Origin of the sequence: Pseudomonas furukawaii (genome assembly GCF_002355475.1) — a bacterium.
GTDB lineage: Bacteria > Pseudomonadota > Gammaproteobacteria > Pseudomonadales > Pseudomonadaceae > Metapseudomonas > Metapseudomonas furukawaii.
Genome location: NZ_AP014862.1, coordinates 2,943,510 through 2,968,155 on the forward strand (window position 1 = coordinate 2,943,510; position 24,646 = coordinate 2,968,155).

The following is a 24,646-nucleotide window of genomic DNA, read 5'->3' on the forward strand; positions in this document are numbered from 1 at the left end:
TGGGGGCATGGTGGGAACTGGTGCGGGGAGCGGCAACGAGGCGGACTTGTAGCGGGCGAGGTTACAGGCCGGCCGACTACTGAAGGTCGCGCGCGCGGCGGCAGCATCCGGGCCATGAATGCCGCCGTTGATATCCCGCCCCGAGATGATCGCCGCCAGGCCAAGTTCCTGTACTGGATGGGCTGGCGGGTGTGCGAGATCGCCCAGCACCTGGTGCTGAACGAGAAGACGCTGCACGCCTGGAAGACTCGCGATGGCTGGGACCGCGCCGACAATGTGGAGCGCATTGGTGGCGCCCTGGAGGCGCGGCTGGTGCAGCTGATCCTGAAGGACGGCAAGAGCGGCGGCGACTTCAAGGAGATCGATCTGCTGCACCGCCAGTTGGAGCGGCAGGCGCGCATCCAGCGCTTCCAGGATGGCGGCACCGAAACGGAGCTGAACCCGAAGCTGGCGGCGCGCAACGAGGCGCCGAAGCGCAAGCCCAAGCGCAATGACATCGACGAGTCGCTGACCGAGAAGCTGGTCGAGGCCTTCCTCGATGGCTGTTTCGACTACCAGCGCGACTGGTACCGGGCCAGCGACCAGAGAACCCGCGTGATCCTCAAGAGCCGGCAGATCGGTGCGACCTGGTATTTCGCCCGTGAGGCGCTGATCGATGCGCTGACCACGGGGCGCAACCAGATCTTTCTCAGCGCCTCGAAGAGCCAGGCGTATCTGTTTCGCGGCTATATCCAGGCCTTCGCCCGTGAGGTGGTGGGCGTGGAGCTGACCGGCGACCCGATCCTGCTGCCCAACGGGGCGTCGCTGTACTTCCTCGGCACCAACGCGCGCACGGCCCAGGGCTATCACGGCAATTTCTACTTCGATGAGTTTTTCTGGACCTTTCGTTTCGAGGAGCTGAACAAGGTCGCCTCGGGCATGGCGATGCACAAGAAGTGGCGCAAGACCTACTTCTCCACGCCCAGTTCGATGGCGCACGAGGCCTACAGCTTCTGGACCGGGGAGCGCTTCAACAAGGGCAAGCCGGCCGCGCAGCGGATCCAACTGGATGTGAGCCATGACTCCCTGCGTCAGGGACGGCTGTGCGAGGACCGCATCTGGCGGCAGATCGTGACCATCCTGGATGCGGAGCAGGGCGGTTGCGACCTGTTCGACATCGAGGAGCTGCGCCTGGAGTACAGCGCCGAGGCCTTCGCCAACCTGCTGATGTGCGAGTTCGTCGACGACGGCGCCTCGATCTTTCCGCTGGCCATGCTGCAGCCCTGCATGGTGGACAGCTGGGAGGCGTGGGCGGAGGAGTACAAGCCACATGCGATGCGGCCGTTCGGTGACCGCCAGGTGTGGGTGGGCTACGACCCGGCCGAGACCGGCGACAGCGCCGGCCTGGTGGTGGTGGCGCCGCCGGCGGTTCCGGGTGGGAAGTTCCGCGTGCTGGAGCGGCATCAGTTCCGTGGCATGGACTTCGCCGCCCAGGCCGAGGCGATCCGCAAGGTGACCCAGCGCTTCTGGGTGACTTACATCGGCATCGACACCACGGGCCTGGGTTCCGGCGTGGCCCAGCTGGTGCGGCAGTTCTTCCCGAATGTGAAGACCTTCAGCTACTCGCCGGAGGTGAAGACGCGCCTGGTGCTCAAGGCCTTCGACGTGGTGAAGAACGGCCGCCTGGAGTTCGACGCCGGCTGGACGGACTTCGCCCAGTCCCTCATGGCTATCCGCAAGACCATCACTGCTGGCGGTCGCCAGTTCACCTACAGCGCCGGCCGCAACGACGCCACCGGCCACGCCGACCTGGCCTGGGCGCTGTTCCATGCCCTGCACAACGAGCCGCTGGAAGGGCAGACCACGGCCAACACCGGCTTCATGGAGATCAACTGATGAGCGAAACCACCGCCCCGTCCTTGAGCACGGCGCTGTTCACCTTCGGCGATCCGACGCCCGTACTCGATGGCCGTGAGGTCCTGGACTACCTGGAGATCTGGAGCAACGGCCGCTGGTACGAGCCGCCGATCTCACCGGCCGGGCTGGCGAAGTCGGTGCGTGCCGGGGTGTTCCTGCAGTCGGGGCTGAACTTCAAGCGCAACATGCTGGCGAAGTCGTTCATCCCGCACCGGTTGCTGTCACGCCAGGCCTTCGAGCAGTTCGCCCTGGACTGGCTGACCTTCGGCAATGCCTACCTGGAGATGCGGCGCAATCGCCTGAAGGGCAGCCTCGGCCTGCAGCCCGCCCTGGCCAAGTACATGCGCCGGGGCGCGGACCTGGACCGCTACTACATGGTGCGGGGCTGGCAGGAGGAGCACGCCTTCGAGAAGGGCAGCATCTGTCATCTGCGCGAGGCGGATATCAACCAGGAGGTGTACGGCCTGCCGGAGTGGTTCGTCGCCTTGCAAAGCGCGCTGCTGAACGAGTCCGCCACGCTGTTCCGCCGGCGCTACTACAACAACGGCAGCCACGCGGGTTTCATCCTCTACATGACCGACGCCGCGCAGAACGAGCAGGATATCGACGACCTGCGCACGGCGCTGAAAAGCGCGAAGGGGCCGGGCAACTTCCGCAACCTGTTCGTGTACTCACCCAGTGGCAAGAAGGACGGCATCCAGCTCATCCCGGTGAGCGAGGTGGCGGCCAAGGACGAGTTCGGCTCGATCAAGAACATCAGCCGTGACGACATGCTGGCCGCGCTGCGGATTCCGCCGCAGCTGATGGGCATCGTGCCGGTGAACGCGGGTGGATTCGGCTCGATCAAGGATGCGGCGGAGGTGTGGACGGCGAACGAGCTGGAGCCGGTTCAGGCGCGGCTCCAGCAGGTGAATGAGTGGGTGGGGGAGGAGGTGGTGAGGTTTGGGACATACGGCAATGTAAGTTAGGCTCCAATCTAAGTTATTTAACCTTTGTGATATGTGTTCGGAAAATGAAAATTTGAAGAGGGGGAAGCGATGGCTACGAATGGCTATTAGTCTATTGTTTATTTATTCTTGTAAAAACAGGTTTGGCTGCAGATGTGGGTTCGTGTTATGGCCCTTCGATTGATCTCGGATTGGCATCTTGATGCTTTGCGGAGAGAAGCCAATCCGAGCCTGAAATTATAGGGATTTTCTGTGGTTTAATTTTATTGTGGCGGGTTGATTTTTGCATTATTAGTTGCGGGGACCCAATCACCAATGGCTTCTCCACTGCCTGCAGCAACTCCACTTGGAGATAGTTTTCTAAGTACGCCAGCGATATAGAGTTCCTGGGAGCTTGAAATTTCTAGCGTGTTGTTGCTTGTAAGTTTGATCGCGGCATCTAATGAGCCTGTTGCAACTTCTGAATCAAGTGCTGCCTTGGCGCTTAAGGCCTGGTCCCCTTCATAGGTTAGAAGTGCATGGAATCCCGTTATCTTCCAGGCTCGACCAACAATGTAACGGTTTCCCAGCTCTGCGCCTCTCTTGATTGAGCTGTCTGCTGGGAGTTTTGTGAATTCATCGTTGAAGCGGTCCCAGTAGGCATCCTCTTGAACTATGCTGCTGACACTAACTATGGCGGTTTTTGCGCTGCTAATGCTAGCTTGGACGTCCACGGAAACAGGGTAGACTACTGGTTTGGCATTTGCGCCAACTTCGAAGTTTAGTCCGTCCTTTACTTTTCCCGAGCATTGGAACTCTCGGTTTGTAAAAAGTACATCGCTGCGTGCGGTTATGTCTGTAAATTGAGAACGGGGCCAATAGTCCCCGGTTTCCGAGTCAAGCGCCCATATTGATCCCACTCCATTGGCATTTGCTGCCCCAAAAAAAAGTGGCTCAGACTTATTGAAGTCACTGACCCCGCACTGCGAAAGAACTTGCTCCCACGATTGCCTAGATACCTCGCCGTTGATTGAGGAACAGCTTGCAATTGTCATGGTTAGGGCTGATACGGTAGCGACGGATATGGTTTTTTTGTACATGGGGCTTCTCCTTTTGTTACTTTTTGAATAAAAGCTTTATGCTGATAGGTGCTGCATTAGGGTCTGACTCTACTTTTGTCCTGCTTTTTAATAACCGTTTGCTAAGAGCCTTCGGCCAATATTCATTGTGGTTCTCAAATGAAATGTCAGTGGCGGCAGAGATCCACGCGAGTCGAGGTGTCGAGAAACTGGTGCCCCCTCCAGATCCCGGGCATATGGACGACGGAGCGTTGCTTAGCCTTCCAGGGAAGGATGCTATGTTGCTATCAATGTTTTGCTCATTCCAAATGTTGTTAATTCTTGCCGATTTGCATGTTAGTCCCCCTGAGCTTTCATCGCTATTCATTACGGTAAAGACTCGGTAACCCATCGCGGCCTCGCTAGCAAAGAGACGGCGGGATGCGACGAAGTCTGTTTGGTCGTTCCCAGCGGCGACAAAGACTAGATAAGCAGAAGAGGACGGAAGTGATGGGGCTGCACTATATTTTGTGAAGTTCCAAGAAAGGCTTATCCAGAATCTGGCGTGTACCATAGGCTGCCCTGGTCTGCTTACGTCGTCTATTTTTGTGTAGGCATCGAATACCCTAATCAATCCGCTAGTTACTGGTTCGAAAATGCGTACAACATCGTCCCCTGTTGACCAAGGCTCCTTTAATGCTGTTATTTCTTTGAGCGCCTTATCGGCATATGCTCGTGCACTTTCAAGAACCCCGTTGGAGGGGGAGTTTGTGTATAGTGCGTGGCCCTTTGCTTGAATTATGAAGTCAAGCTCTAACAACTCCCTGAAATAGTCTTTGGCTCCAGGTTGTCCGGGGCGTAATGGAATGTAAACAATCTTGATTGTATTCTTTTTGTCTATTGAGGTGAACTCTATAAGTGATTGGTAGATCATGCACGCGTGTGGATGGGTAGGAGAGGAGAACGAGCCTTCCGGTAGGCTTTCTTTAAATTTGCTGATTCCGTTTTCGGGTACTTTGAGGCTGGTTCTTACTTCATTAAAAATTCTTCTGATAGCCTGAAGTGAGAGAGCTTGTTGCTCGTAATTTGGCCATCCGGTGTCGACTATAATCAAGTATCTCTCGATGTTCGTGGTAGATTCACTTATTGCTCGAGAAATGATTTCTCGATCATCCTCGGATAAAACTTTTTGCGAGGGATTGTCGCAGTCGGTTGAGTTGCTGGATATTTGAACTTCGGCTTCGCTTCCTGCAACTATTGATTCGCCAGCCTCAGCTGCACGGCTTATGAGTTGGGCTGCGTCAGTCGCGGAATAGCGATCAATTCGTCCGTAGTTAAGGGATTCTTGGATTGGATTGCTTATTGTGATGGGCTTTGTGTAGGCAATGCTAGGCGAGTCAAAAGGATATGACGTAAAACTTCTAATGATTTTGGAATTGTTGCGCGCGACCGGCCAAGAGGCCTCGGATTCAGAAGGGCGAGTGCTTGTCATTTTGGGGATGTCCGGAATAATAATTTTCCCGGCAGGAAAGAGTGTAGCCTCTTTTGCTCCATTTAGAGATAGGACCTTGGCTTCAATGGCCGAGTAGGCCTCCTGGGAGTCGGAGATCCCAAATCCATATTGGCGTCTAATCAATTCGGAGGGGGATCTGCCAGGAGGATTATTGATTTCCACGACAGGGGCAAGGTCAAGTGTTGATCTCAAGCGATCTACATCGCTAAATGAGCGGGTCTGTGGTACCCATACTATGGATGAAAGTTCAGACTGCGGTTCGCTGTGTGCACCAGAACAGAATGCTAGAAGAGAGATCATTAGATAGTGACGGAAAATCTTCGGCTTTTTTTGCCTGTCCATTGCAAAAGACACCATTCTTGTGTCTCCTCTCAAAGTTATTAGTAACTTTGAATTAATCCTTCTTCTTGATCAGGGTCGGCTCGTGGTTGAAATGAAGAATTCATTGCTTCCACCAGTTCGCCGGCCTCTCATTGCCGAGTGTCTTGTTTCGAATCGCCTCTGTTAAATTGCCTTTGCTTACGGATGGTGAAAGAGCTACTGAGAGCTTTCAAGTTCCCTGAGTTTAGTGTCTAAGCTAAAGCTCTTGATGGGATTCCATCTATCCCAGTCAAGCACCAGTGGAACACATGTGAAATTCTTTAATGTGAATTTCAGTCGAGAATTTCGACCGTTCGTCTCCTAAGAGCAGTGCAGAGGACTCTCGATAAGATTTTTGCTGACTTGTCGTAAAGTGGTTAGGGCGCTATCAATGCAGTTATTGCTATAAGGGCTAGAAAATTCGGGGCCATTCGAATAACCAGCACCTGATGCTTTTGCCTGCGATCCGGCTATCCACCGGGTGGTTCTTGCGCAGGCAGCGCGGGTTCTGACTCTGCCAGAGCGCGTGGCGCAGCGGGGTGTCGAAGATCAGCGAGTGGCCGTGTTGAGCCAGCAAGCGGGTCAGCTCGGGCAGGTTGACCGCCAGTACGTCTGGCGCTTTTGCGTGGTTGTAGTCCACGCCCTTGCCGTCGAGAAAGGCCAGCGCCTCCCAGAATGCCTTCAGAACATCTGGAGCCTTGGGCGCGGAGCGGCCAATGCTATCGATATCGGGAGTAGGCAGGCCCAAAGCATCAGACACGTCGGCGAGCTGTTGGTGGATCAGATTGCGCAGCTCAGGATCGCGCGTATGAAAGAGCTCTTTGCCGAGGGAGAGGCGCAGGCGGTGGTTGGCGATGCGAGCCGCTTCGGCCGAGCGATTGCCCGTCTGGTAGCTGCCGGCTTTACGGAGAGCCGGAAGTACTTCGTCGCAGACCCACGACTCGAAGCGCTTGGCCTCTTCCTTTCGGCTCTTGATGATCAAGCGGTAGAGGTTGCCTTCGTTGATGAAGGCCAGCTCGCGTCGCTGGCCTCCCGAGCTGGTATATCGTTTCGATACACCAGCCTCACGGCAGTGGTCTTCGACCGTCTGGCTCGTGTTGTTGTATCCGAGCACCTCGCAGACATCCTTGGCGCAGAACCAATGCTCGCCATCTTCCTCAGTCATCACGCGCACTGGCAGTGCTTCAAACTCAAACAGTACGGGCAAGCTCATGCCTTCTCTCCTTGTTCCATGGCCGAGTACCGCGACAGCGCCTGGGCAGAGCGGCGGATGAAGCACCGGTCGGCCTGGCTGAGCTGGCGATAGTACTGCAATAGCACCTGTTCATCGGGCGTATGCAGCAGGCAGTAGGGGGCAAGGCTGGCGAGCGAGCGCCGTTCGGTCCGTATGCTCATGGCAAAGACTCCTGTGAGGCGGTGCGTTTTCCGCTCCCCAAACGCCAATTTGGGTGGGCGGAACCGTGCGGGTTGGCGTACCGGTCACAGGGCCGGTGTGCCCGAAGGCACCCACGCACGGCCCGCCCATAACAGGCTTGCCATGCTGCGGACACAAAAAAACCGCGTTATCGGCGGTCGTGTCCGCCTGTGAAGTCCGGGACGCCAATCCCGTGCCGCTGGACGTACAGCGACGGGCGCACGATATCCGCAAGCTCTCGGGTGGTCAACTTCAGCGCGCCTCACCGACTGAACGCGTCGGACAGCAGAGGGCCACCGACCATCTGCACCTGGCGCGCGCCGTCGTCCCCCCGCCACGCCTGCGCGCTAGATAGGTCGATTTTTCTGCATTCCTTCGGTGCCCTGGAAAGTGGGCAGGGTGGCTGCTGGTCGTGCGCGCAAAGGGAGGGTGCGACCCTGCGGATTTCTGCAGCTGGCGGTGCAGATCTGATGGCCCACGGAGCCGTGCAGAGGAGGGAATGGCCTCTGCGATTTTCAGGAAGGCCATCGGGAAAAGGTAATTTTGGGAATTTGGTCTTTTAGCCGTGCTGAAAGGCGCGTGGCACTAGGTGTTGAGTACTTACCCGGCTGGGTAATTCTGGGTAATTTTTTAGGCGGGGCAGGGTGAGGTTATTGATTTATAAAGATTTTTTATTTTACGAAAAATACCCGGCCTTCGGTAATTGACTTACCATCCACTTACCCAAAAATTACCTTCAATATATTCTTCTAAGTCATTGAATCTATTTGATTAAATGTGATCTGGGAAAGTCGATTACCAGGATTACCATTTTCCGATGGCCTTCCTGAAAAATCGGAACTGGTAAATCGGGGGAGGTTTTCTCTCTCCACGCGTTCACGTCTGGGAACACTCTGGGAACAGATTTCCTCATTTTCGATTTGCAGAGGCCCCGGATTACGCGGGCTCCAGAGGCGCAAGGGCTTCCGGCATGAGTTCGAATCTCACCGCTTCCGCCATATATGTGTGTTTCCGCTGGTTCCCTTGAACAGCGGCAGGTGAAGCTCAGAATTGGGGGCCTTCGAGAGAAGGCCCCCAATTTGTTTCAAGGGGTGGTTTCATTGCGGGGCGGCTTGTTGTCGCGCTGGGGCGAAGCCAGTTCGGGAATTAAGGCGCTCGCATTCGCTTGCCGCCTTCGACTCATCGTCATGCTGGCCCCCCACGAAATTACCGGTCGCCTTGTCGATGATCCGGTACCAGTAGGCCTCAAAGCCTGACTTCTCGTTCTTCCTGTCACCGCTGGGGCGTGAGCGTAGAACCCTTTTCACCGAGAAGCGTGCACTCATGGCAGGAACTCCTTGTACTGATTGAAGTGGAGCTTTGTTGATAGACGCTCCAGTCCGGATCTCGCAACCTCTAAGTCGCTACGGAACGTGTCATCGAACGTCATGCCGGCTCGCTTCTCCCATGCACCAGGGGGTTCAGGTCATGAGTCCGTTTGTTTCACGCGATGAACGGCTCCGGGTACAGCGTGCAAACGTGCCTCTTGACCGGCGGTATCCGTTTTTGGCCGTCCGAACTGGCGTCCTCTGCCCGCCTGCGCTATTGCTAAACGGGTGCATCTGGTCAAGTGGTGCACCGGGAGCGATTCGTGGTCGAAATGATCTATTGGGCGGAGCTTCGTCGGTTGTCGCTCAACGCTGCCGCCGCCCACATTGCCGTCGTGGCCTTTCTGGAAGAAGCGCCAGTTCCCTGGACGGACGATCAGACGCTGGAGTTCGAGGGATTGGTCCTGGCTGAGCGCATTGCACTTCGTGCGTACAGTGCATTCGTCGACGACCCTCGGCAACGTCCGGCTGTGGGTCAGGGATTGCGTCTGGCCGCAGGAGAGTAGTCGCGGTCATTGTCATATCCAATGTGTGTCTGCAAGGGCTGCGCGTGAGATTCGTGGCGGGTCTCTCTCAGGGTTGTTACTTGATAACCCGGCAGTCATGTCTGAGGGGATGGGCTGGCCAAGGGGCTCCGAGTAACCTTGCCAGATGCTGCTTCAATGCAGGTAAGGCCGCTCCGAAATCTCTGCCGTGTCCTCGGTTTCTTCCGCGCTGTTTCCTAAGCATCACCTCGTGGTGCCTCGTGCAGACTATCGCGCCATACATCGTCAGCGGTTCCTGGGGTTCTGGGGCATTGCATTTCTGTCGGATCGTTTGACGCTGTTACTTTGACGTCTCGAACAACTCGCGCTAGGTCATTCCCCGGTCATTTGATAATGTGAGCCTCATTTGATGAACATGCCTGCTGCTGCGGTGGCGCGCGATGCACAGAGAGGTGTCGCTTGATTAGGGTGCTGGTGGTCGATGACCACGATCTGGTACGAATGGGGATCACCCGCATGCTGGCCGACGTCGATGGCTTGCAGGTGGTGGGGCAGGCCGACAGTGGCGAAGAGGCCTTGAAGAAGGCTCGAGAGCTCAAGCCCGATGTGGTGCTGATGGATGTGAAGATGCCAGGCATCGGAGGGTTGGAAGCGACACGCAAACTGTTGCGTCGTGTGCTGGGCAGCAAGAACTTCTTTCCCCAGGTGGCCATCGAGGAGGAGGCAGGGGACATCCTTTCCGCCTTCATAGGCCAGTACTACCTCGGAAACCAGGAGCGCGATCTGCCTTCGGAGCTGATCGTGAACACCACCCATGAGGATTTTCCCACCCTCGTGGCCGCGATCGCGGAGCTGCGCGGGCGGGAAATCAGCATCAGCCATAGCGTAAGGGCCACCCGGGCGCGCTGGCAGCAGTTGGCCGTCACCAATGCGGAGCAGGCGCTGGCCGCGCGGCTGGCGAATCGCCAACACACGGCTGCCCGTTTCGATGCGCTGGCGGAGGCGCTTGGCCTGGACGAGGCACCTCAGCGGCTGGAGTGCTATGACATCAGTCACTCCAGCGGCGAGGCGACCGTGGCCTCCTGCGTTGTATTCGGTCCGGAGGGTCCGCTGAAGTCGGACTATCGCCGCTACAACATCGAAGGCGTCACGGCGGGCGATGACTACGCGGCGATGCATCAGGCATTGACCCGTCGTTTCAGCAAACTCAAAGATGGTGAGGGCAAGTTGCCCGACGTCCTGCTGGTGGACGGCGGCAAAGGACAGCTGGCTATGGCGCAGGAGGTCCTGGAGGAGCTGGCGGTGCCAGAACTCATTCTGCTTGGGGTGGCCAAGGGTGTGACCCGCAAGCCAGGCTTCGAGACGCTCTATCTCAACGATGCCGCCCATGAGTTCACCTTGCCGGCGGACTCTCCCGCTCTGCACCTGATCCAGCAGATCCGCGACGAAGCGCACCGATTTGCGATCACCGGCCATCGGGCGCGTCGCGGAAAGGCGCGTCGTACATCCAGCCTGGAAGAGGTGGCCGGGGTAGGGCCCAAGCGTCGTCGCGAGCTGCTCAAGCATTTCGGTGGGTTGCAGGAGTTGAGCAGGGCCAGTATCGAAGAAATTGCCAAAGCACCGGGCATCAGTAAAAAGCTGGCGGAGTCGATTTATGCCGCCTTGCACAGCGAGTAGAATGCCGCCTTCCCTCAGACCCAGCCGTAGCGATGAATATTCCTAACCTGCTCACTGTTCTGCGCGTACTGCTCATCCCCGTTTTCATATTCCTCTTCTACCTGCCGTTTTCCTGGAGCTACCTGGCTGCCAGCGTGGTCTTCGCCATTGCAGCGGTCACCGACTGGTTCGATGGCTATCTCGCCCGTCGTTGGCAGCAGAGCACGCCATTCGGTGCCTTCCTCGACCCGGTCGCGGACAAGCTGATGGTGGCGGTGGCCCTGGTGTTGCTGGTGGAGGAGCATCACAACCTGTGGTTGACGCTGCCAGCAGCCATCATCATCGGGCGTGAGATCGTGGTCTCCGCGTTGCGAGAGTGGATGGCTGAACTGGGCGCCCGTGCGCATGTAGCGGTGTCCAATCTTGGAAAGTGGAAGACGGCCGCCCAGATGCTGGCCCTGGTGATCCTCCTGGCCAATCCGCCGCTTATCAATTTCTGGGTGGGGCTGGGTTATTTCCTGCTGATCCTGGCAGCGGCACTGACCCTCTGGTCGATGCTGCACTACCTCCTGGCCGCCTGGCCGCACCTGCGGCCAGACCCGCAAGAAAAATAAAAGTTTTTTTGAATCAAGGGGTTGACGGCTGTTCTTGTTGCTATAGAATGGCGCCCGTCTTCAGCGCAAACCGAAGACGACGCGGGAATAGCTCAGTTGGTAGAGCACGACCTTGCCAAGGTCGGGGTCGCGAGTTCGAGTCTCGTTTCCCGCTCCAGTTTCACGCGATGACCTCTCTGGGGTTGTTGTAAGGCCGGATGGCAGAGTGGTCATGCAGCGGATTGCAAATCCGTGTACGCCGGTTCGATTCCGACTTCGGCCTCCATCTAAAAAGCCCCGTAGATCAAAAGTCTACGGGGCTTTTTTCATGGGCTTGAATAAGTTGCTCCAGATGCCAACCGCTCGCCTGTGGCCGTTGGGAACGAGAAGGGCGTTGAATCATGCCTAAGTGATTGATTCAGAATTTTATTTGGGCTTAAATCAGCGCCCTGCACCATATGCCCCTCCTGCCCGGATGGCGAAATCGGTATACGCAGAGCACTTAAAATGCTTCGCCCTTTGGGCTTGCGGGTTCGAGTCCCGCTCCGGGCACCATTTCAATATCAATACCTTGCGCATCCCTTCTCGAAAAATTCCTGGTTAGGCAACCTGGGGGTTCCAGCAAGGGTTCTTCTCGGAAGCAATCGATCTAATTCCTTGCACGAACCTTTGCTAGCCTGAGATTCAGTAGGTGGATACGCAGACTGATGCGCAAGCGGATAGCAAGGAAACGTGGGGCGCGTTCCGAAGGGTACACGGTTAGAAAGATCTCCCGCGATGAGATCCAGCCCTTATGCCGTGTGAAGCAGGAGCCGTGATGGGCTGCTGTCAGATGCCTGAGAAACCTTGTAAGCCGGAAACCAGCACCGGCCACCTACTTCAAATTTCTCCTGGGGCTCGCCTTGTGCGGGCCCTTTTCTTTGAGGGCGATTTCTAGGGGATTGGCTTTCCTATATGATTTGTCGTCCCACGTCCTAGGACAGAACGGGGGATGTTGTAGAACCTTTCGCATGATTGGCAGGACTAAGACTGAAATCCACAGTCGTCTTGAGCGTGCGTTGAAAACGCCTGGGCGACCCAGGCGCAGGAGAGGAAACGAATGGAATCGAAAGATCAGGATCTGGTGCGCTTGCTCAGCCTGACCACCCGAAGTCTCACGCACCTGACGGCGGCGATGAGCGAAATGTCCTTCGAGATGATGCGCAGTGACGACCCGGCGGTTAAGAGCGCGGGCCGGCGCATGATCGATCACCTGGCCTTCATTGGCGCGGGGCTCGATCAGCACTGGGAGTCCCTGGCCGCGTACAGCGATCTGCCCGTTCCGTACGAGAGTGCGGAGCCCCTGGTGGAGATGGAACTCAACGTGCTTCCCCAGGAATCCTGACCGCTACTTTCCCATTACTTTTTTTCGTCATGCCGGCGTCACGCGCTTGCCATGGCGCTTGGATGGAATCCGCTTATCGAAGTGGAGGTTCCAGCCATGCGACTGTGCGTGATCGGTGCGGGATACGTGGGATTGGTGACGGCGACCTGCTTCGCCGAGATGGGGAATCAGGTGATGTGCGTGGAGCGCGATCCGTTTCGCCTCGCACGTCTGGCCAAGGGGCAAGCGCCGCTCTACGAGCCAGGCCTGGAATCCATGCTCCAGGACCAGGTTGCGGCAGGACGACTGGGCTTTACCGCGTCGTTGGCGGAGGGGATCGACCGCGCAGATGTCATCTTCATCGCCGTGGGCACGCCCAGCGGCGAGGATGGCTCGGCTGATCTTTCCCATGTCCTCGAAGTCGCCGAAGAGCTGGGCGCCGGCCTGAAGCGGCCCTGCCTGGTGGTGGACAAGTCCACGGTCCCCGTGGGCACCGCGGAGCGTGTCGCGGACCGGATCCACAGCGGACTGGCTGCGCGGGGGCTCGGTTTCCGGGTGGAGGTGGCAAGTAACCCCGAGTTTCTCAAGGAAGGTTCGGCCATCGAGGACTTCATGCGCCCGGATCGGGTCGTCATTGGCTGCGAGAGTCCGGAGGCCGCCGAGTGCCTGCGGCGCCTGTACGCGCCGTTCCTGCGCAACCACGACCGGTTGCTGGTCATGGGGCTGCGTGCGGCGGAATTCACCAAATATGCCGCCAATGCCTTTCTGGCCACCAAGATTTCCTTCATGAACGAGATGGCGGGCATCTGCGCTCGCCTCGAGGTGGACATCGAGGAAGTGCGGCGCGGCGTGGGCAGTGACAAGCGCATCGGTACCCATTTCATCTACGCGGGTTGTGGCTATGGCGGTTCCTGCTTTCCCAAGGATGTACGCGCGCTGATCCGAACGGCTGAGCAGGAGGGGATCGAGCCGGGCATCCTGCGTGCCGTAGAGGCGCGCAATGCCTTGCAGAAAACCCTCCTGTACCAGTCCGTGCGGGAGCACTTCAACGGATTCCTGAAGGGCAGGGTGATCGCACTCTGGGGGCTGGCGTTCAAGCCGGGAACGGATGACTTGCGCGAGGCGCCGAGCCTGGTGCTGCTGGAGGCCCTGTTGCAGGCCGGAGCGAGGGTCCGTGCCCATGACCCGGTGGCCAACGCCGGGGTGGCGGCGCGCTTTCCCCGGGCGGTGGAGACCGGGCAGTTGCGACTGGATGACTCCCCCTACGAGGTCACGGACGGCGCCGACGCCCTGGTCCTGGTAACCGAATGGAAGCAATTCCGGCAGCCGAACTTCGAGCGAATTCGTGGTCTCATGCGCATGCCCGTGATCTTCGATGGACGCAATCTCTACGAGCCGGAACAACTGGTGGAGTCAGGGTTCGTCTATCGGGGCGTCGGACGGCCCCAGAGGGGCCATTGTAAGGCGACTGCGGCGTGATTAGACTGCGCGCCAAATTGCCACCACACCCACCTTCCCAAGGTTTGAAATGATCAAGAAATGCCTGTTCCCCGCTGCTGGTTACGGTACCCGCTTCCTGCCGGCCACCAAGGCGATGCCCAAGGAAATGCTGCCGGTGGTGAACAAGCCACTGATTCAGTATGGCGTTGAAGAGGCCCTGGACGCCGGTCTCAACGAGATCTCCATCGTCACCGGCCGCGGCAAACGCGCCCTCGAAGACCATTTCGACATCAGCTACGAGCTGGAGCACCAGATCAAGGGCACCGACAAGGAGAAGTACCTGGTCGGCATCCGTCGCCTGATCGACGAGTGCAGCTTCTCCTACACCCGCCAGGTGGAGATGAAGGGGCTGGGCCACGCCATCCTCAGTGGACGGCCGCTGATCGGCGACGAACCCTTCGCCGTCGTACTGGCGGACGACCTGTGCCTGAACCTGGCCGGTGACGGTGTCCTGACCCAGATGGTCAAGCTGTACAACCAGTTCCGCTGCTCCATCGTCGCCATCCAGGAAGTGCCCCGCGAGGAGACCTCCAAGTACGGCGTCATTGCCGGCGAGATGATCCGTGACGACATCTTCCGCGTGAACAGCATGGTGGAGAAGCCCAAGCCGGAGGACGCGCCATCCAACCTGGCCATCATCGGCCGTTACATCCTGACGCCGGACATCTTCAAGCTCATCGAGGAAACCGAGCCGGGCAAGGGTGGCGAGATCCAGATCACCGACGCCCTGATGAAGCAGGCCCAGGATGGCTGCGTGCTGGCCTACAAGTTCAAGGGCAAGCGATTCGACTGCGGCGGAGCCGAAGGCTACATCGAGGCCACCAATTACTGCTTCGAAAACCTCTACAAGACCGGCAAGGCGTACTGATCGCCATTGCTGCGAACAGGCCGCCTTCGGGCGGCCTGTTCGTTTTCAGTCAGGTCATTTCCGGATCATGGGATCGGCATCGCCTCCGATCCCGGTCCCAATGGCTGGCCGTAACTGAACTCCACGTAGTTTCCCGCCGGGTCCTTGAGCCCACAGTAGTAGCCCACCGGATAGGGCTCGTCCCTGGGGGCCCAGATCAGGCACCCCGTCGCTTCGGCGCGGCGGGCGATGTCGTCCACCTGCTCGCGGCTATCCACGGCGAAGCCGAAATGGCTGTAGTCGGTGGGCGCCAGGTTGCGGTCCTGGCCGCCGGGCATGATGACGAAGATGAAACTGTGTTCCTTGCCCGGCTCCGCCATCCAGACGATCTTCGAACCCTTGGCGGCGCGCTCGTGGATCACCCGCATGCCGCAGAAGGTTTCGTAGAAACGGACGCAGGGCTCCAGCTCCGGTACATGCAGGGCCACGTGGGTGAGGGTAGGGCGCATGGTCGTCTCCTGTTCGATGCTTTCAGGATAGGCCCGGCAACTGGTCAGGTGCATATCTTCCGGTATGCTGGCGGCTTGTTTCTGGAGGCTTGCCATGGATTACGACTTCGACCTTTTCGTCATAGGTGCCGGTTCCGGCGGTGTACGTGCGGCGCGCTTCGCGGCCGGATTCGGGGCGCGCGTGGCGATCGCCGAAAGCCGCTACCTGGGCGGCACCTGCGTGAACGTCGGCTGCGTGCCGAAGAAGCTGCTGGTCTACGGTGCCCATTTCTCCGAGGACTTCGAGCAGGCCAGTGGCTTCGGCTGGTCCCTGGGCGAGGCGAATTTCAGCTGGCCCACGCTGATCGCCAACAAGAACCGCGAGATCCATCGTCTCAACGGCATCTACCGCAACCTGCTGGTGAACAGCGGCGTCACGCTGCTGGAAGGCCACGCCCGACTGCTGGACCCGAACAGCGTCGAGGTGGCCGGCCAACGCTGCACGGCCAGGAACATCCTCATCGCCACTGGCGGCTGGCCGCAGATACCGGACATCCCGGGCCGTGAGCTGGCCATCAGCTCCAACGAGGCCTTCTTCCTCGAGCAGCTGCCCAAGCGCGTACTGGTGGTGGGCGGCGGCTATATCGCCGTGGAGTTCGCGTCCATCTTCCAGGGCCTGGGCGCCCGGACGTCGTTGCTCTATCGGCGCGAACTCTTCCTGCGGGGCTTCGACGACGCCGTGCGCGTCCACCTGCGGGACGAGCTGTCGAAGAAGGGCATGGACCTGCAGTTCAACGCCGATATCGCCCGCATCGACAAACAGCCCGATGGCAGCCTCCTGGCCACGCTCAAGGATGGCCGCCACCTGGAAACCGACTGCGTCTTCTACGCCACCGGCCGTCGTCCGATGCTCGATAACCTGGGCCTGGAGAACACCGGCGTCGAGCTGGACGAGCGCGGCTTCATCAAGGTGAGCGACCTTTTCCAGACCTCCGAACCCTCGATCCTCGCGCTCGGCGACGTGATCGGCCGCGTGCAGCTCACCCCGGTGGCGCTGGCTGAAGGCATGGCGGTGGCGCGCCGCCTGTTCAAGCCGGAGGAGTACCGTCCGGTGGACTACGACGGCATTCCCACCGCTGTTTTCAGCCTGCCCAACATAGGCACAGTGGGCCTGACCGAGCAGCAGGCCCGTGCTCGGGGCCACAAGGTCCGGATCTTCGAAAGCCGCTTCCGGCCGATGAAGCTGACCCTCACCGAAAACCAGGAGCGCACCCTGATGAAACTGGTGGTCGACGCCGAGTCCGACCGCGTCCTGGGCTGCCACATGGTCGGCCCGGAAGCCGGCGAGATCATCCAGGGGCTGGCGGTCGCGCTCAAGGCCGGTGCCACCAAGCGCATCTTCGACGAGACCATCGGCGTGCATCCCACCGCCGCCGAGGAATTTGTGACCCTGCGTACCCCGGTCGGTGCCTGACCTGAATGGAACAACTCTTCTACCTATCCGACCTGTTTGGCGTGGCGGTCTTCGCCATCACCGGCGCGCTCATGGCCGGGCGCAAATCCATGGACCTGTTCGGGGTGCTGGTGATCGCCGTCATCACCGCCCTGGGCGGCGGTACCCTGCGCGACGTGATCCTCGGCAACCACCCGGTCAGCTGGATTCGCGATGACACCTACATCCTGGTCGCCTCCCTGGCGGCCGTGGGCACGGTGATCTGGGTACGCCTGACCCGTCCCATCAACGAAACCGGATTGCTCCTGGCCGACGCCTTCGGTCTTGCCGTGTTCTCCGTCTACGGCACCGAAGTCGCGCTGCAGCACGGCCTGCAGCCCGGCACCGCAGTGATCATGGGCGTGATCACCGGCGTGGGCGGCGGGGTGATGCGCGACATCATCTGCAACGAGGTGCCGCTGATCTTCCAGAAAGAGATCTACGCCATCGCCTGCATCGCCGGCTCCCTGGTGTTCATCGGCCTGCGGGAAATCGCTGTGCCGGGCTGGCTGGGAACCTCGATGGCGATGCTGGTGGTGCTGCTGATCCGCCTGGCCGCCATCCACTGGAAACTCTCGCTGCCGCGTTTCCACCTCCTCGACCGGGACTGACGCCATGCTCGAACGCCTGGACCATCTGGTCCTCACCGTCGCGGACATTGCCCGCACCCTGGACTTCTACCAGCGGGTGTTGGGGATGCGCCACGAAACCTTCGGCAACGGTCGACACGCCCTCGCGTTCGGCCAACAGAAGTTCAACCTTCACCAGGCCGGCCAGGAGTTCGAGCCGAAGGCGGCTCATCCCTTGCCCGGCGCCATCGACCTTTGCCTGATCACGCGATGGCCCCTGGAACGGGTGCTGGAGCACCTGGCGGAGCAGGGTGTCGAGGTGGAGGAGGGGCCGGTGATGCGCACGGGCGCACTGGGTCCCATCGAGTCCGTGTATTTCCGCGACCCGGACGGCAACCTGATCGAGGTCAGCCGGTACCCGGACTAGCGCTCCACCCCGGGGCGATTCATCAGGGGCGCTGGCGAAATCCGGCAAACACGCAACACTGGTTGCAGCCGCCTTCCATTGCCCAGGCCGGAGTACGCCCATGAACAGAGTCGCCCTGCTGCTCGCGCTGCTTGCCGGCGCGGGCCTTGCCCACGCGGAGATCATGACCCGCGAGATTCCCTACAAGGCCCCCGATGGAACCGCCCTGATCGGCTACCACGCCTACGACGATGCGCTGGCCGGCAAACGCCCCGGCGTGGTGGTCGTCCATGAATGGTGGGGCCTGAACGACTACGCCAAGCGCCGCGCCCGTGACCTCGCCGCCCTCGGCTACAGCGCGCTGGCCATCGACATGTACGGCGACGGCAAGAACACCGAGCACCCGGCCGATGCCCAGGCCTTCATGCAGGCCGCGCTGGCCAGTGCGCCCGCCGCGAAGGCGCGCTTCCTCGCCGGGCTCGAACTGCTCAAGGCCCAGCCCCAGACCGACCCGGACCGCCTCGCCGCCATTGGCTACTGCTTTGGCGGCAAGGTGGTCCTGGACATGGCGCGCCAGGGCGTGCCCCTGGCCGCGGTGGTGAGCTTTCATGGCGCACTGGCCACCACCACGCCGGCCACCCCCGGCAGCGTCAAGGCCAAGGTCCTGGTGGAACACGGTGGCAAGGACAGCCTGGTGCCCGCCAGTGCGGTGAATGCCTTCAAGGCCGAGTTCGACCAGGCCAAGGCCGACTACCGCGTGGTGATCCAGCCCAACGCCAAGCACAGCTTCACCAATCCCGACGCCGATCGCCTGAGCCATGCCGGCCATGGCGACGAGAAGGGACCTGACCTGGGCTACAGCCAGGTGGCGGACGAGAACGCCTGGGCCGATATGCAGGCCCTGTTCAAGGAGGTCTTCCCGCAGCCGTGACACCTGGCCGGGCGGCCTTCGAACGGCGCGGGCTGCCTTGGCATTCGCCGTCCATCGACTAGAGTTTCGAGGACGGCAACGTTCGCAGGGGTTGGGCATGTTCAATGCCATGGGCGCCTACATCAGGGCAGTGGAAGGGCTTAACCGCGTGGTTGGCCGCTTCACCATGTACCTGATCTTCGCGATGCTCGCCGTCCTGCTGTACTCCTCGATCTCCAAGGCCTTCTTCCAGCCTTCCATCTGGACCCTGGAGTCCGCCCAGTTCCTCATGGTCGCCTACTTCCTACTGGGCGGCGCCTATTCGATGCAGCTGGACGCCCACGTCCGCATGGACCTCATCTACTCCCGCTTCAGCCTTCGCTCCCGGGCGCTGATCGACGTGCTCACAGCGGGCTTCCTGCTGTTCTACCTGGTGATGCTGCTCTACGGCGGCTTCTCGTCCACCCAGTACGCCCTCGAGTACAAGGAGACCAGCTACTCGTCCTGGTCGCCGCAGATGGCCCCGATCAAGGTGGTGATGACCGTCGGCATCCTGCTGATGATGCTCCAGGCCATCGCCAACTTCTTTCGCGACCTGGGGCTGATCCTGGGCAGGGAGTTCCCATGAGCTACGAGCTCATCGCCCTGCTGATGTTCAGTTCCATGATGCTGCTCCTGCTGACCGGCAAGCGGGTGTTCGGCGCCATCGGCTTCGTCGCGGCGGCGGCGGCCCTCGCGCTGTGGGGCGAAGGTGGTTCGGAGATGGCCTTCAGCGCCGCCATGAAGCTGATGAAGTGGTACCCCCTCCTGACCCTGCCGATGTTCGTCTTCATGGGCTACATGCTGTCGGAGTCGCGCATCGCCGACGACCTCTATCGCATGTTCCATGTCTGGATGGGACCCCTGCATGGCGGCCTGGCCATCGGCACCATCCTGCTGATGGTGGTCATCTCCGCCATGAACGGGCTCAGCGTCGCCGGCATGGCCATCGGCGCCACCATCGCCTTGCCGGAACTGCTGCGCAGGGGCTACGACAAGATCATGGTCACCGGCGTGATCCAGGCCGGCAGCACGCTCGGCATCCTGATCCCGCCCAGCGTCGTGCTGGTGCTCTACGGCATGATCGCTCGCCAGCCGGTGGGGCAGTTATGGCTGGCCGGAGTGTTCCCCGGGCTCCTGATGGCCACGCTGTTCATCCTCTACGTGGTCATTCGCTGCCGCCTGCAGCCGCGCCTTGGCCCGCCGCTGGACTCGGTCGAACGGGCGCAGATCACCTGGGGCGAACGTTTCCGCCTGCTTCGTGCGGGCCTGGTGCCCCTGTTCATCTTCCTGGCCATGACCGGCCTCTTCCTGATGGGCTACACCAGCCTGGTGGAGAGTTCGGCGGTCGGCGCCCTGGCGGCGACCCTCGCGGCCCTGTTCCAGGGCCGGCTGACCCGCCATGTGCTCGAGGAGACCTTGCGCAAGACCCTCGGCATCACCTGCATGTTCATGTGGATCATCCTGGCCGCCCTGTGCTTCGGCGCGGTGTTCGACGGCCTCGGTGCCGTCAAGGCCATCGAGGGGCTGTTCGTGCAGCAGATGGGGCTGAGTCCCTGGCAGATCCTCGTCCTGATGCAGATGTCCTTCATCATCATGGGCATGTTCCTCGACGACACCGCCATGCTGGTGATAGTCGCGCCGCTCTACGTACCCCTGGTGGGCGCCCTGGGCTTCGACCTGGTCTGGTATGGCGTGCTCTACACCATCACCTGCCAGATGGCCTACATGACCCCGCCATTCGGCTACAACCTGTTTCTCATGCGGGCCATGGCGCCCCCGGAAGTGACCCTGGGCGATATCTACCGCTCCGTGGGGCCCTTCGTCGTGATCATGATCATCACCCTCGCAGTGGTGATGATCTTTCCCCAGATCGCCCTCTGGCTGCCCCAGTGGCACTACGGCGTGGGGAGCTAGTTCGTCAGGAACGGCAAGGTGCGCAATGTCGTAGCGGCGCACGGGAATGGGTGGAGTAACGCAGGGCCAGATGCCGACCTGAGAAAGCCGCGCCGCCAGTGGCGGTGCGGTGTTGGGCGGGTGCCAGTCACCCCATCCACATTCCTGGAGGTAACCATGAGTACCAGACGCACCTTCCTCAAGGGGGCCGCCGTCGCCACCGGCGCGGTGGGGGCGACCACCCTCGGCGCCCCCTTCGTCCACGCACAGTCCGGCAAGAAGATCACCTGGCGCCTGCAGACCTACGCGGGGCCGGCCCTGGCCGAGCACGTGATCAAACCCTCCATCGACGCCTTCAACAAGGCCGCCAATGGCGAGATGGAAATCCAGCTCTACTTCGCCGACCAGCTGGTGCCCACCGGCGAGCTGTTCCGCGCCATGCAGAAGGGCACCATCGACGCGGTGCAGAGCGATGACGACTCCATCGCGGCCCCCGTGGACGTCGCGGTGTTCGGGGGCTACTTCCCCTTCGCCACCCGCTACAGCCTGGACGTGCCGACCCTGTTTCACCAGTGGGGCCTCAACGCGATCTGGGAAGAGGCCTATGCCGAAGTGAAAGGCGTGACCTGGCTGGGCGCCGGTTCCTGGGATCCCTGCAACTTCGCCACGGTCGAGCCCATCCGCAGCCTGGCGGACCTGAAGGGCAAGCGGGTATTCACCTTCCCCACGGCAGGCAAGTTCCTGGCCCGCTTCGGCGTGATTCCGGTCACGCTGCCTTGGGAAGACGTGGAAGTCGCCGTGCAGACGGGCGAGCTGGATGGCATCGCCTGGTCGGGGATCACCGAGGACTACACGGTGGGCTGGGCCAACGTCACCAAGTACTTCCTCACCAACAATATCTCCGGCGCCTGGATCGGCTCCTACTTCGCCAACTCCGAGCGCTGGGCCGAAGTGCCGGAGCACCTCAAGGTGCTCTTCCGCCTGTGCATGGACAGCTCCCACTACTACCGCCAGCACTGGTACTGGGGCGGTGAGGCCAAGCTGCGGGTGGAGGGCACCAAGCTGAAGCTCACCTCCATTCCCGCCGAAGAGTGGAAGACCGTGGAGGCCGAAGCGCACAAGTTCTGGGACGAGATCGCCAAGACCAGCCCTCGCTGCGCCAAGGTCGTGGAGATCTTCAAGCAGTACAACGCGCTGATGGAAAAGGCCGGCCCGCCCTACCGTTATTGAGTCGCCTGGCCTGGCCCGCCTGTGCGGGCCAGGCGTTCGAGCACAAGGACCGAACCATGGACCTGTTGCATTGCATTTCGCCCATCGACGGCTCCACATACGTCGAGCGTCCCCTGGCGGTCGCCGCCGAGATCGCCGCCGCCCTTGAGCGTGCCGAACGGGCGCGCGGGCCCTGGAAAGCCACGCCGGTGGCCGAGCGGGTCGCCATCGCCCGGCGTGCCATCGCCGCCTTCGCGCAGCGCGAGACCGCATTGGCGGAGGAACTCTGCTGGATGATGGGCCGGCCGATCCGCTATGCGCCCGGGGAGATTCGCGGCTTCGTCGAGCGCGCCAGCTACATGGCTGACATCGCCGAATCCGCGCTGGCCGATATCCGGCTCCCCGAAAAGCCCGGCTTCATGCGGATGATCCGCCGCGAGCCGCTGGGGCTGGCGCTGGTCATCGCGCCCTGGAACTACCCCTACCTGACTGCGGTGAACGCCGTCGTCCCCGCGTTGCTCGCCGGGAACTGCGTGCTGCTCAAGCATTCGGCGCAGACGCCGCTCTGTGCCGAACGCATGGTGGAGGCCTTCGTCGAAGCCGGCCTGCCGAGCGGCGTCTTCCAGTACCTGCACCTGAGCCATGGCGACACCGAGCGCCTGATCCAGGCCGATTCCGTGCGCCATGTCGCCTTCACCGGCTCCGTGGCCGGCGGGACCATGGTGGAGCGGGCCGCCGCCGGGCGCTTCATCAGTGCCGGGCTGGAACTGGGCGGAAAGGACCCGGCCTATGTACGGGCCGACGCCAACCTCGGCCACGCCGTGGAAACCGCCGTCGACGGCGCTTTCTTCAACTCCGGCCAGTCCTGCTGCGGCATCGAGCGGATCTACGTGCATGCGGACCTGTACGACGCATTCGTCGAGCAGGCCGTCGCCCTGGTGAGTCAGTACCGCCTGGGGCGCTCCGACGACCCGGAAACCACGCTGGGACCGCTGGTACGCGCCGAGGCCGCGGACTTCGTCCGTGGGCAGACCCGCGAGGCGGTGGAGCAGGGCGCCCGCGCCCACCTTGATCCGGCAGCCTTCGGCCTCGATCGGCCGGGCAGCGCCTACCTGGCGCCCCAGGTGCTCACCGGGGTGCATCACGGCATGCGGGTCATGCGTGAGGAATCCTTCGGTCCCGTGGTGGGGATCCAGCGAGTGCGCGACGACGAGGAAGCGCTGGCCCTCATGAACGACAGTCCCTATGGCCTCACCGCCGCCATCTTCAGCCAGGACGAGGCCGCCGCCCTTGGCCTGGCGGACAGGGTCGAGGCCGGTACCGTCTTCCTCAACCGGTGCGACTACCTGGACCCGGCGCTGGCCTGGACCGGCGTGAAACACTCCGGTCGCGGCTGCACCCTGTCGCGGGTGGGCTACGAACACCTGACCCGGCCCAAGTCCTTCCACTTCAAGACCGTCCCCTGAGGTACGCCATGGAACCCAGTCACTTCCGCATGAACTGGAACTACCCCACCTCGGTGCGGGTCGGTGTCGGCCGGATCGCCGAGCTGGCCAGCGCCTGCCGTGAACTCGGCATGGCCGCACCGCTGCTGGTGACCGACCCGGGCCTGTCCGGGTTGCCGATGATCGATGCGGCGCTGGCGCGCTGCCGCGATGCCGGGCTCCAGGCCGGCCTGTTCCATCGGATCAAGGGCAATCCCACCGGGACCAACGTCATGGACGGCGTCGAGGCCTTTTGGTCGGGAGGGCACGACGGGGTGATCGCCTTCGGCGGCGGCTCGGCGCTGGACGCCGGCAAGGCCATCGCGCTGATGGTGGGCCAGGACCGTCCCCTCTGGGATTTCGAGGACGTGGGGGACAACGCCAGCCGGGTGAAGGTGGCCGGCATGGCGCCGGTGGTCGCGGTGCCCACCACGGCGGGCACCGGCTCCGAGGTGGGGCGGGCGGCGGTCATCACGGACGACCAGGCCCGGCTCAAGCGCATCATCTTTCACGCACGGATGCTGCCGGCCATCGTCCTTCTCGACCCGGAGCTCACCTTGGGCCTGCCGCGCACGCTCACCGCGGCCACCGGGATGGATGCGCTGTCCCATAGCCTGGAAGCCTTCTGCTCACCGCTTTACCACCCCATGGCCGAGGGCATCGCACTGGAAGGCATGCGCCTGGTGAAGGATTTCCTGCCCCGGGCCTGCGCGGACGGTGGCGATGTCGAGGCGCGGCTGCAGATGCTGGTGGCCTCCAGCATGGGCGCGACGGCCTTCCAGCGGGGCCTGGGCGGCATGCACGCCCTGGCCCATCCGCTCGGGGCGCTCTACGACGCCCATCACGGACTGCTCAATGCGGTGCTGATGCCCTTTGTGCTGCAGGCCAACCGCGCCAGCATCGAGGCGCCGATGGAGCGACTGGCGCGTTACCTGGGGCTGCCGCAAGCGGGCTTCGGTGCGGTGCTGGACTGGGTACTGGACCTGCGCGCCGGCCTGGGCATCCCCCACAGCCTCGCGGAAATCGGCATAGACGGCGCCCGGGTCGAGCAGGTGGGACGCATGGCGGAAGTCGACCCCTCGGCCGGTACCAACCCGATTCCCTTCGATGCCGCGCAGTACAGCCGGATTTTCCAGCATGCGCTGGAGGGGCGGCTCTAGGCCCGGCAGAAAGCC

The 24,646-nt window shown here is 61.2% G+C and carries 22 protein-coding genes, 3 tRNA genes and 2 pseudogenes; 21 read left to right on the forward strand and 6 right to left on the reverse strand.

The features are described from left to right. The first annotated feature begins 114 nt into the window (after positions 1-114). A complete protein-coding gene (locus KF707C_RS13765; RefSeq protein WP_004421772.1) occupies positions 115-1,875 on the forward strand; it encodes a terminase ATPase subunit family protein in 1,761 nt (586 codons plus the stop codon). Next, positions 1,875-2,864, forward strand: a complete 990-nt coding sequence (locus KF707C_RS13770) for a phage portal protein (RefSeq protein WP_004421769.1) — start codon at positions 1,875-1,877, stop codon at positions 2,862-2,864. The genes KF707C_RS13765 and KF707C_RS13770 overlap by 1 nt, the downstream gene beginning before the upstream one ends. 242 nt (positions 2,865-3,106) lie before the next feature. On the opposite strand, the gene KF707C_RS29085 is transcribed toward KF707C_RS13770, so the two are convergent. From KF707C_RS29085 to KF707C_RS13785, 5 genes are all read right to left on the reverse strand, one after another. Then, positions 3,107-3,922, reverse strand: coding sequence for a hypothetical protein (locus tag KF707C_RS29085; RefSeq protein ID WP_131679679.1), 816 nt, complete (start codon positions 3,920-3,922; stop codon positions 3,107-3,109). Positions 3,923-3,938: 16 nt separating this feature from the next. Next, positions 3,939-5,750, reverse strand: coding sequence for a hypothetical protein (locus KF707C_RS29090; protein ID WP_004421767.1), 1,812 nt, complete (start codon positions 5,748-5,750; stop codon positions 3,939-3,941). 415 nt (positions 5,751-6,165) lie between these two features. Continuing rightward, complete coding sequence (locus KF707C_RS13775; RefSeq protein ID WP_004421765.1) at positions 6,166-6,966, reverse strand: BRO-N domain-containing protein; 801 nt, start codon at positions 6,964-6,966, stop codon at positions 6,166-6,168. Beyond that, entirely contained in the window at positions 6,963-7,148 is a 186-nt protein-coding gene (locus KF707C_RS13780; RefSeq protein ID WP_036992979.1) for a hypothetical protein, read from the reverse strand. Before KF707C_RS13780 ends, KF707C_RS13775 begins: the two co-directional genes overlap by 4 nt. 1,116 nt (positions 7,149-8,264) lie before the next feature. Continuing rightward, positions 8,265-8,492 carry a hypothetical protein gene (locus tag KF707C_RS13785; protein ID WP_036992977.1) on the reverse strand — a complete coding sequence of 76 codons (228 nt, stop codon included), beginning with the start codon at positions 8,490-8,492 and terminating at the stop codon, positions 8,265-8,267. Between the two features lie 305 nt (positions 8,493-8,797). Between KF707C_RS13785 and KF707C_RS13790 the strand changes: the two genes are divergently transcribed. From KF707C_RS13790 to galU, 10 genes and pseudogenes are all read left to right on the forward strand, one after another. Next, entirely contained in the window at positions 8,798-9,040 is a 243-nt protein-coding gene (locus KF707C_RS13790; protein ID WP_036992975.1) for a hypothetical protein, read from the forward strand. A gap of 438 nt (positions 9,041-9,478) precedes the next feature. Beyond that, positions 9,479-9,691 (forward strand): annotated as a pseudogene (gene gacA, locus KF707C_RS30235) (response regulator transcription factor GacA); the annotation flags it as partial. After that, positions 9,692-10,696, forward strand: a pseudogene (locus tag KF707C_RS13795) (excinuclease ABC subunit UvrC); the annotation flags it as partial. A 32-nt stretch (positions 10,697-10,728) separates the two neighbouring features. Continuing rightward, entirely contained in the window at positions 10,729-11,289 is a 561-nt protein-coding gene (gene pgsA / locus KF707C_RS13800; RefSeq protein WP_004421762.1) for a CDP-diacylglycerol--glycerol-3-phosphate 3-phosphatidyltransferase, read from the forward strand. Positions 11,290-11,370: 81 nt separating this feature from the next. Further along, positions 11,371-11,446: transfer RNA gene (locus tag KF707C_RS13805), tRNA-Gly, on the forward strand. Positions 11,447-11,480: 34 nt separating this feature from the next. Beyond that, positions 11,481-11,554: transfer RNA gene (locus KF707C_RS13810), tRNA-Cys, on the forward strand. Positions 11,555-11,737: 183 nt separating this feature from the next. Beyond that, positions 11,738-11,823 (forward strand) — tRNA-Leu (locus KF707C_RS13815). 544 nt (positions 11,824-12,367) lie between these two features. After that, positions 12,368-12,652: a hypothetical protein gene (locus KF707C_RS13820; RefSeq protein WP_004421759.1), complete on the forward strand. Its 285-nt coding sequence runs from the start codon at positions 12,368-12,370 to the stop codon at positions 12,650-12,652. 96 nt (positions 12,653-12,748) lie between these two features. Beyond that, positions 12,749-14,110 carry a UDP-glucose dehydrogenase family protein gene (locus tag KF707C_RS13825; protein ID WP_004421757.1) on the forward strand — a complete coding sequence of 454 codons (1,362 nt, stop codon included), beginning with the start codon at positions 12,749-12,751 and terminating at the stop codon, positions 14,108-14,110. A gap of 49 nt (positions 14,111-14,159) precedes the next feature. Further along, the gene (gene galU, locus KF707C_RS13830; protein WP_004421756.1) at positions 14,160-14,999 is read left to right on the forward strand and encodes a UTP--glucose-1-phosphate uridylyltransferase GalU; all 840 of its coding nucleotides are present in this window, start codon (positions 14,160-14,162) and stop codon (positions 14,997-14,999) included. A gap of 65 nt (positions 15,000-15,064) precedes the next feature. Here the strand turns inward: galU and KF707C_RS13835 are convergent, their stop codons facing one another. Beyond that, positions 15,065-15,487 carry a VOC family protein gene (locus tag KF707C_RS13835; protein ID WP_036993036.1) on the reverse strand — a complete coding sequence of 141 codons (423 nt, stop codon included), beginning with the start codon at positions 15,485-15,487 and terminating at the stop codon, positions 15,065-15,067. A gap of 94 nt (positions 15,488-15,581) precedes the next feature. Here KF707C_RS13835 and gorA point away from each other — a divergent pair, with 94 nt between their 5' ends. The 9 genes from gorA to KF707C_RS13880 all read left to right on the forward strand — a co-directional run bounded on the left by gorA (position 15,582) and on the right by KF707C_RS13880 (position 24,631). Next, the gene (gene gorA, locus KF707C_RS13840; protein WP_004421752.1) at positions 15,582-16,940 is read left to right on the forward strand and encodes a glutathione-disulfide reductase; all 1,359 of its coding nucleotides are present in this window, start codon (positions 15,582-15,584) and stop codon (positions 16,938-16,940) included. A 5-nt stretch (positions 16,941-16,945) separates the two neighbouring features. Further along, positions 16,946-17,569, forward strand: coding sequence for a trimeric intracellular cation channel family protein (locus KF707C_RS13845; protein WP_004421751.1), 624 nt, complete (start codon positions 16,946-16,948; stop codon positions 17,567-17,569). A 4-nt stretch (positions 17,570-17,573) separates the two neighbouring features. Continuing rightward, positions 17,574-17,954 (forward strand): VOC family protein, encoded by a 381-nt coding sequence (locus KF707C_RS13850; RefSeq protein WP_004421749.1) that lies wholly within the window; start codon positions 17,574-17,576, stop codon positions 17,952-17,954. Positions 17,955-18,054: 100 nt separating this feature from the next. After that, positions 18,055-18,864, forward strand: a complete 810-nt coding sequence (locus KF707C_RS13855; RefSeq protein WP_036992965.1) for a dienelactone hydrolase family protein — start codon at positions 18,055-18,057, stop codon at positions 18,862-18,864. A gap of 97 nt (positions 18,865-18,961) precedes the next feature. Beyond that, a complete protein-coding gene (locus KF707C_RS13860) occupies positions 18,962-19,471 on the forward strand; it encodes a TRAP transporter small permease subunit (RefSeq protein ID WP_004421745.1) in 510 nt (169 codons plus the stop codon). Continuing rightward, positions 19,468-20,799: a TRAP transporter large permease gene (locus KF707C_RS13865; RefSeq protein WP_004421742.1), complete on the forward strand. Its 1,332-nt coding sequence runs from the start codon at positions 19,468-19,470 to the stop codon at positions 20,797-20,799. Before KF707C_RS13860 ends, KF707C_RS13865 begins: the two co-directional genes overlap by 4 nt. A 156-nt stretch (positions 20,800-20,955) precedes the next feature. Then, positions 20,956-22,008: a TRAP transporter substrate-binding protein gene (locus KF707C_RS13870; RefSeq protein WP_004421740.1), complete on the forward strand. Its 1,053-nt coding sequence runs from the start codon at positions 20,956-20,958 to the stop codon at positions 22,006-22,008. A gap of 56 nt (positions 22,009-22,064) precedes the next feature. Next, positions 22,065-23,453 carry an aldehyde dehydrogenase family protein gene (locus KF707C_RS13875; RefSeq protein ID WP_004421738.1) on the forward strand — a complete coding sequence of 463 codons (1,389 nt, stop codon included), beginning with the start codon at positions 22,065-22,067 and terminating at the stop codon, positions 23,451-23,453. A gap of 8 nt (positions 23,454-23,461) precedes the next feature. Next, entirely contained in the window at positions 23,462-24,631 is a 1,170-nt protein-coding gene (locus tag KF707C_RS13880; RefSeq protein ID WP_004421737.1) for an iron-containing alcohol dehydrogenase, read from the forward strand. The last annotated feature ends 15 nt before the right edge of the window (positions 24,632-24,646 follow it).

Excerpts from the sequence above, each read along its gene's own strand:
- galU (WP_004421756.1), top strand. The coding sequence starts at position 14,160 with ATGATCAAGAAATGCCTGTTCCCCGCTGCTGGTTACGGTACCCGCTTC.
- KF707C_RS13785 (WP_036992977.1), bottom strand. The coding sequence starts at position 8,492 with ATGAGTGCACGCTTCTCGGTGAAAAGGGTTCTACGCTCACGCCCCAGC.
- KF707C_RS13845 (WP_004421751.1), top strand. The coding sequence starts at position 16,946 with ATGGAACAACTCTTCTACCTATCCGACCTGTTTGGCGTGGCGGTCTTC.
- KF707C_RS13770 (WP_004421769.1), top strand. The coding sequence starts at position 1,875 with ATGAGCGAAACCACCGCCCCGTCCTTGAGCACGGCGCTGTTCACCTTC.
- KF707C_RS13820 (WP_004421759.1), top strand. The coding sequence starts at position 12,368 with ATGGAATCGAAAGATCAGGATCTGGTGCGCTTGCTCAGCCTGACCACC.
- pgsA (WP_004421762.1), top strand. The coding sequence starts at position 10,729 with ATGAATATTCCTAACCTGCTCACTGTTCTGCGCGTACTGCTCATCCCC.
- KF707C_RS13870 (WP_004421740.1), top strand. The coding sequence starts at position 20,956 with ATGAGTACCAGACGCACCTTCCTCAAGGGGGCCGCCGTCGCCACCGGC.
- KF707C_RS13875 (WP_004421738.1), top strand. The coding sequence starts at position 22,065 with ATGGACCTGTTGCATTGCATTTCGCCCATCGACGGCTCCACATACGTC.
- KF707C_RS13780 (WP_036992979.1), bottom strand. The coding sequence starts at position 7,148 with ATGAGCATACGGACCGAACGGCGCTCGCTCGCCAGCCTTGCCCCCTAC.
- gorA (WP_004421752.1), top strand. The coding sequence starts at position 15,582 with ATGGATTACGACTTCGACCTTTTCGTCATAGGTGCCGGTTCCGGCGGT.
- KF707C_RS13850 (WP_004421749.1), top strand. The coding sequence starts at position 17,574 with ATGCTCGAACGCCTGGACCATCTGGTCCTCACCGTCGCGGACATTGCC.
- KF707C_RS13775 (WP_004421765.1), bottom strand. The coding sequence starts at position 6,966 with ATGAGCTTGCCCGTACTGTTTGAGTTTGAAGCACTGCCAGTGCGCGTG.
- KF707C_RS13855 (WP_036992965.1), top strand. The coding sequence starts at position 18,055 with ATGAACAGAGTCGCCCTGCTGCTCGCGCTGCTTGCCGGCGCGGGCCTT.
- KF707C_RS13765 (WP_004421772.1), top strand. The coding sequence starts at position 115 with ATGAATGCCGCCGTTGATATCCCGCCCCGAGATGATCGCCGCCAGGCC.
- KF707C_RS13860 (WP_004421745.1), top strand. The coding sequence starts at position 18,962 with ATGTTCAATGCCATGGGCGCCTACATCAGGGCAGTGGAAGGGCTTAAC.
- KF707C_RS29085 (WP_131679679.1), bottom strand. The coding sequence starts at position 3,922 with ATGTACAAAAAAACCATATCCGTCGCTACCGTATCAGCCCTAACCATG.
- KF707C_RS13880 (WP_004421737.1), top strand. The coding sequence starts at position 23,462 with ATGGAACCCAGTCACTTCCGCATGAACTGGAACTACCCCACCTCGGTG.
- KF707C_RS13835 (WP_036993036.1), bottom strand. The coding sequence starts at position 15,487 with ATGCGCCCTACCCTCACCCACGTGGCCCTGCATGTACCGGAGCTGGAG.
- KF707C_RS13825 (WP_004421757.1), top strand. The coding sequence starts at position 12,749 with ATGCGACTGTGCGTGATCGGTGCGGGATACGTGGGATTGGTGACGGCG.
- KF707C_RS29090 (WP_004421767.1), bottom strand. The coding sequence starts at position 5,750 with ATGGTGTCTTTTGCAATGGACAGGCAAAAAAAGCCGAAGATTTTCCGT.
- KF707C_RS13865 (WP_004421742.1), top strand. The coding sequence starts at position 19,468 with ATGAGCTACGAGCTCATCGCCCTGCTGATGTTCAGTTCCATGATGCTG.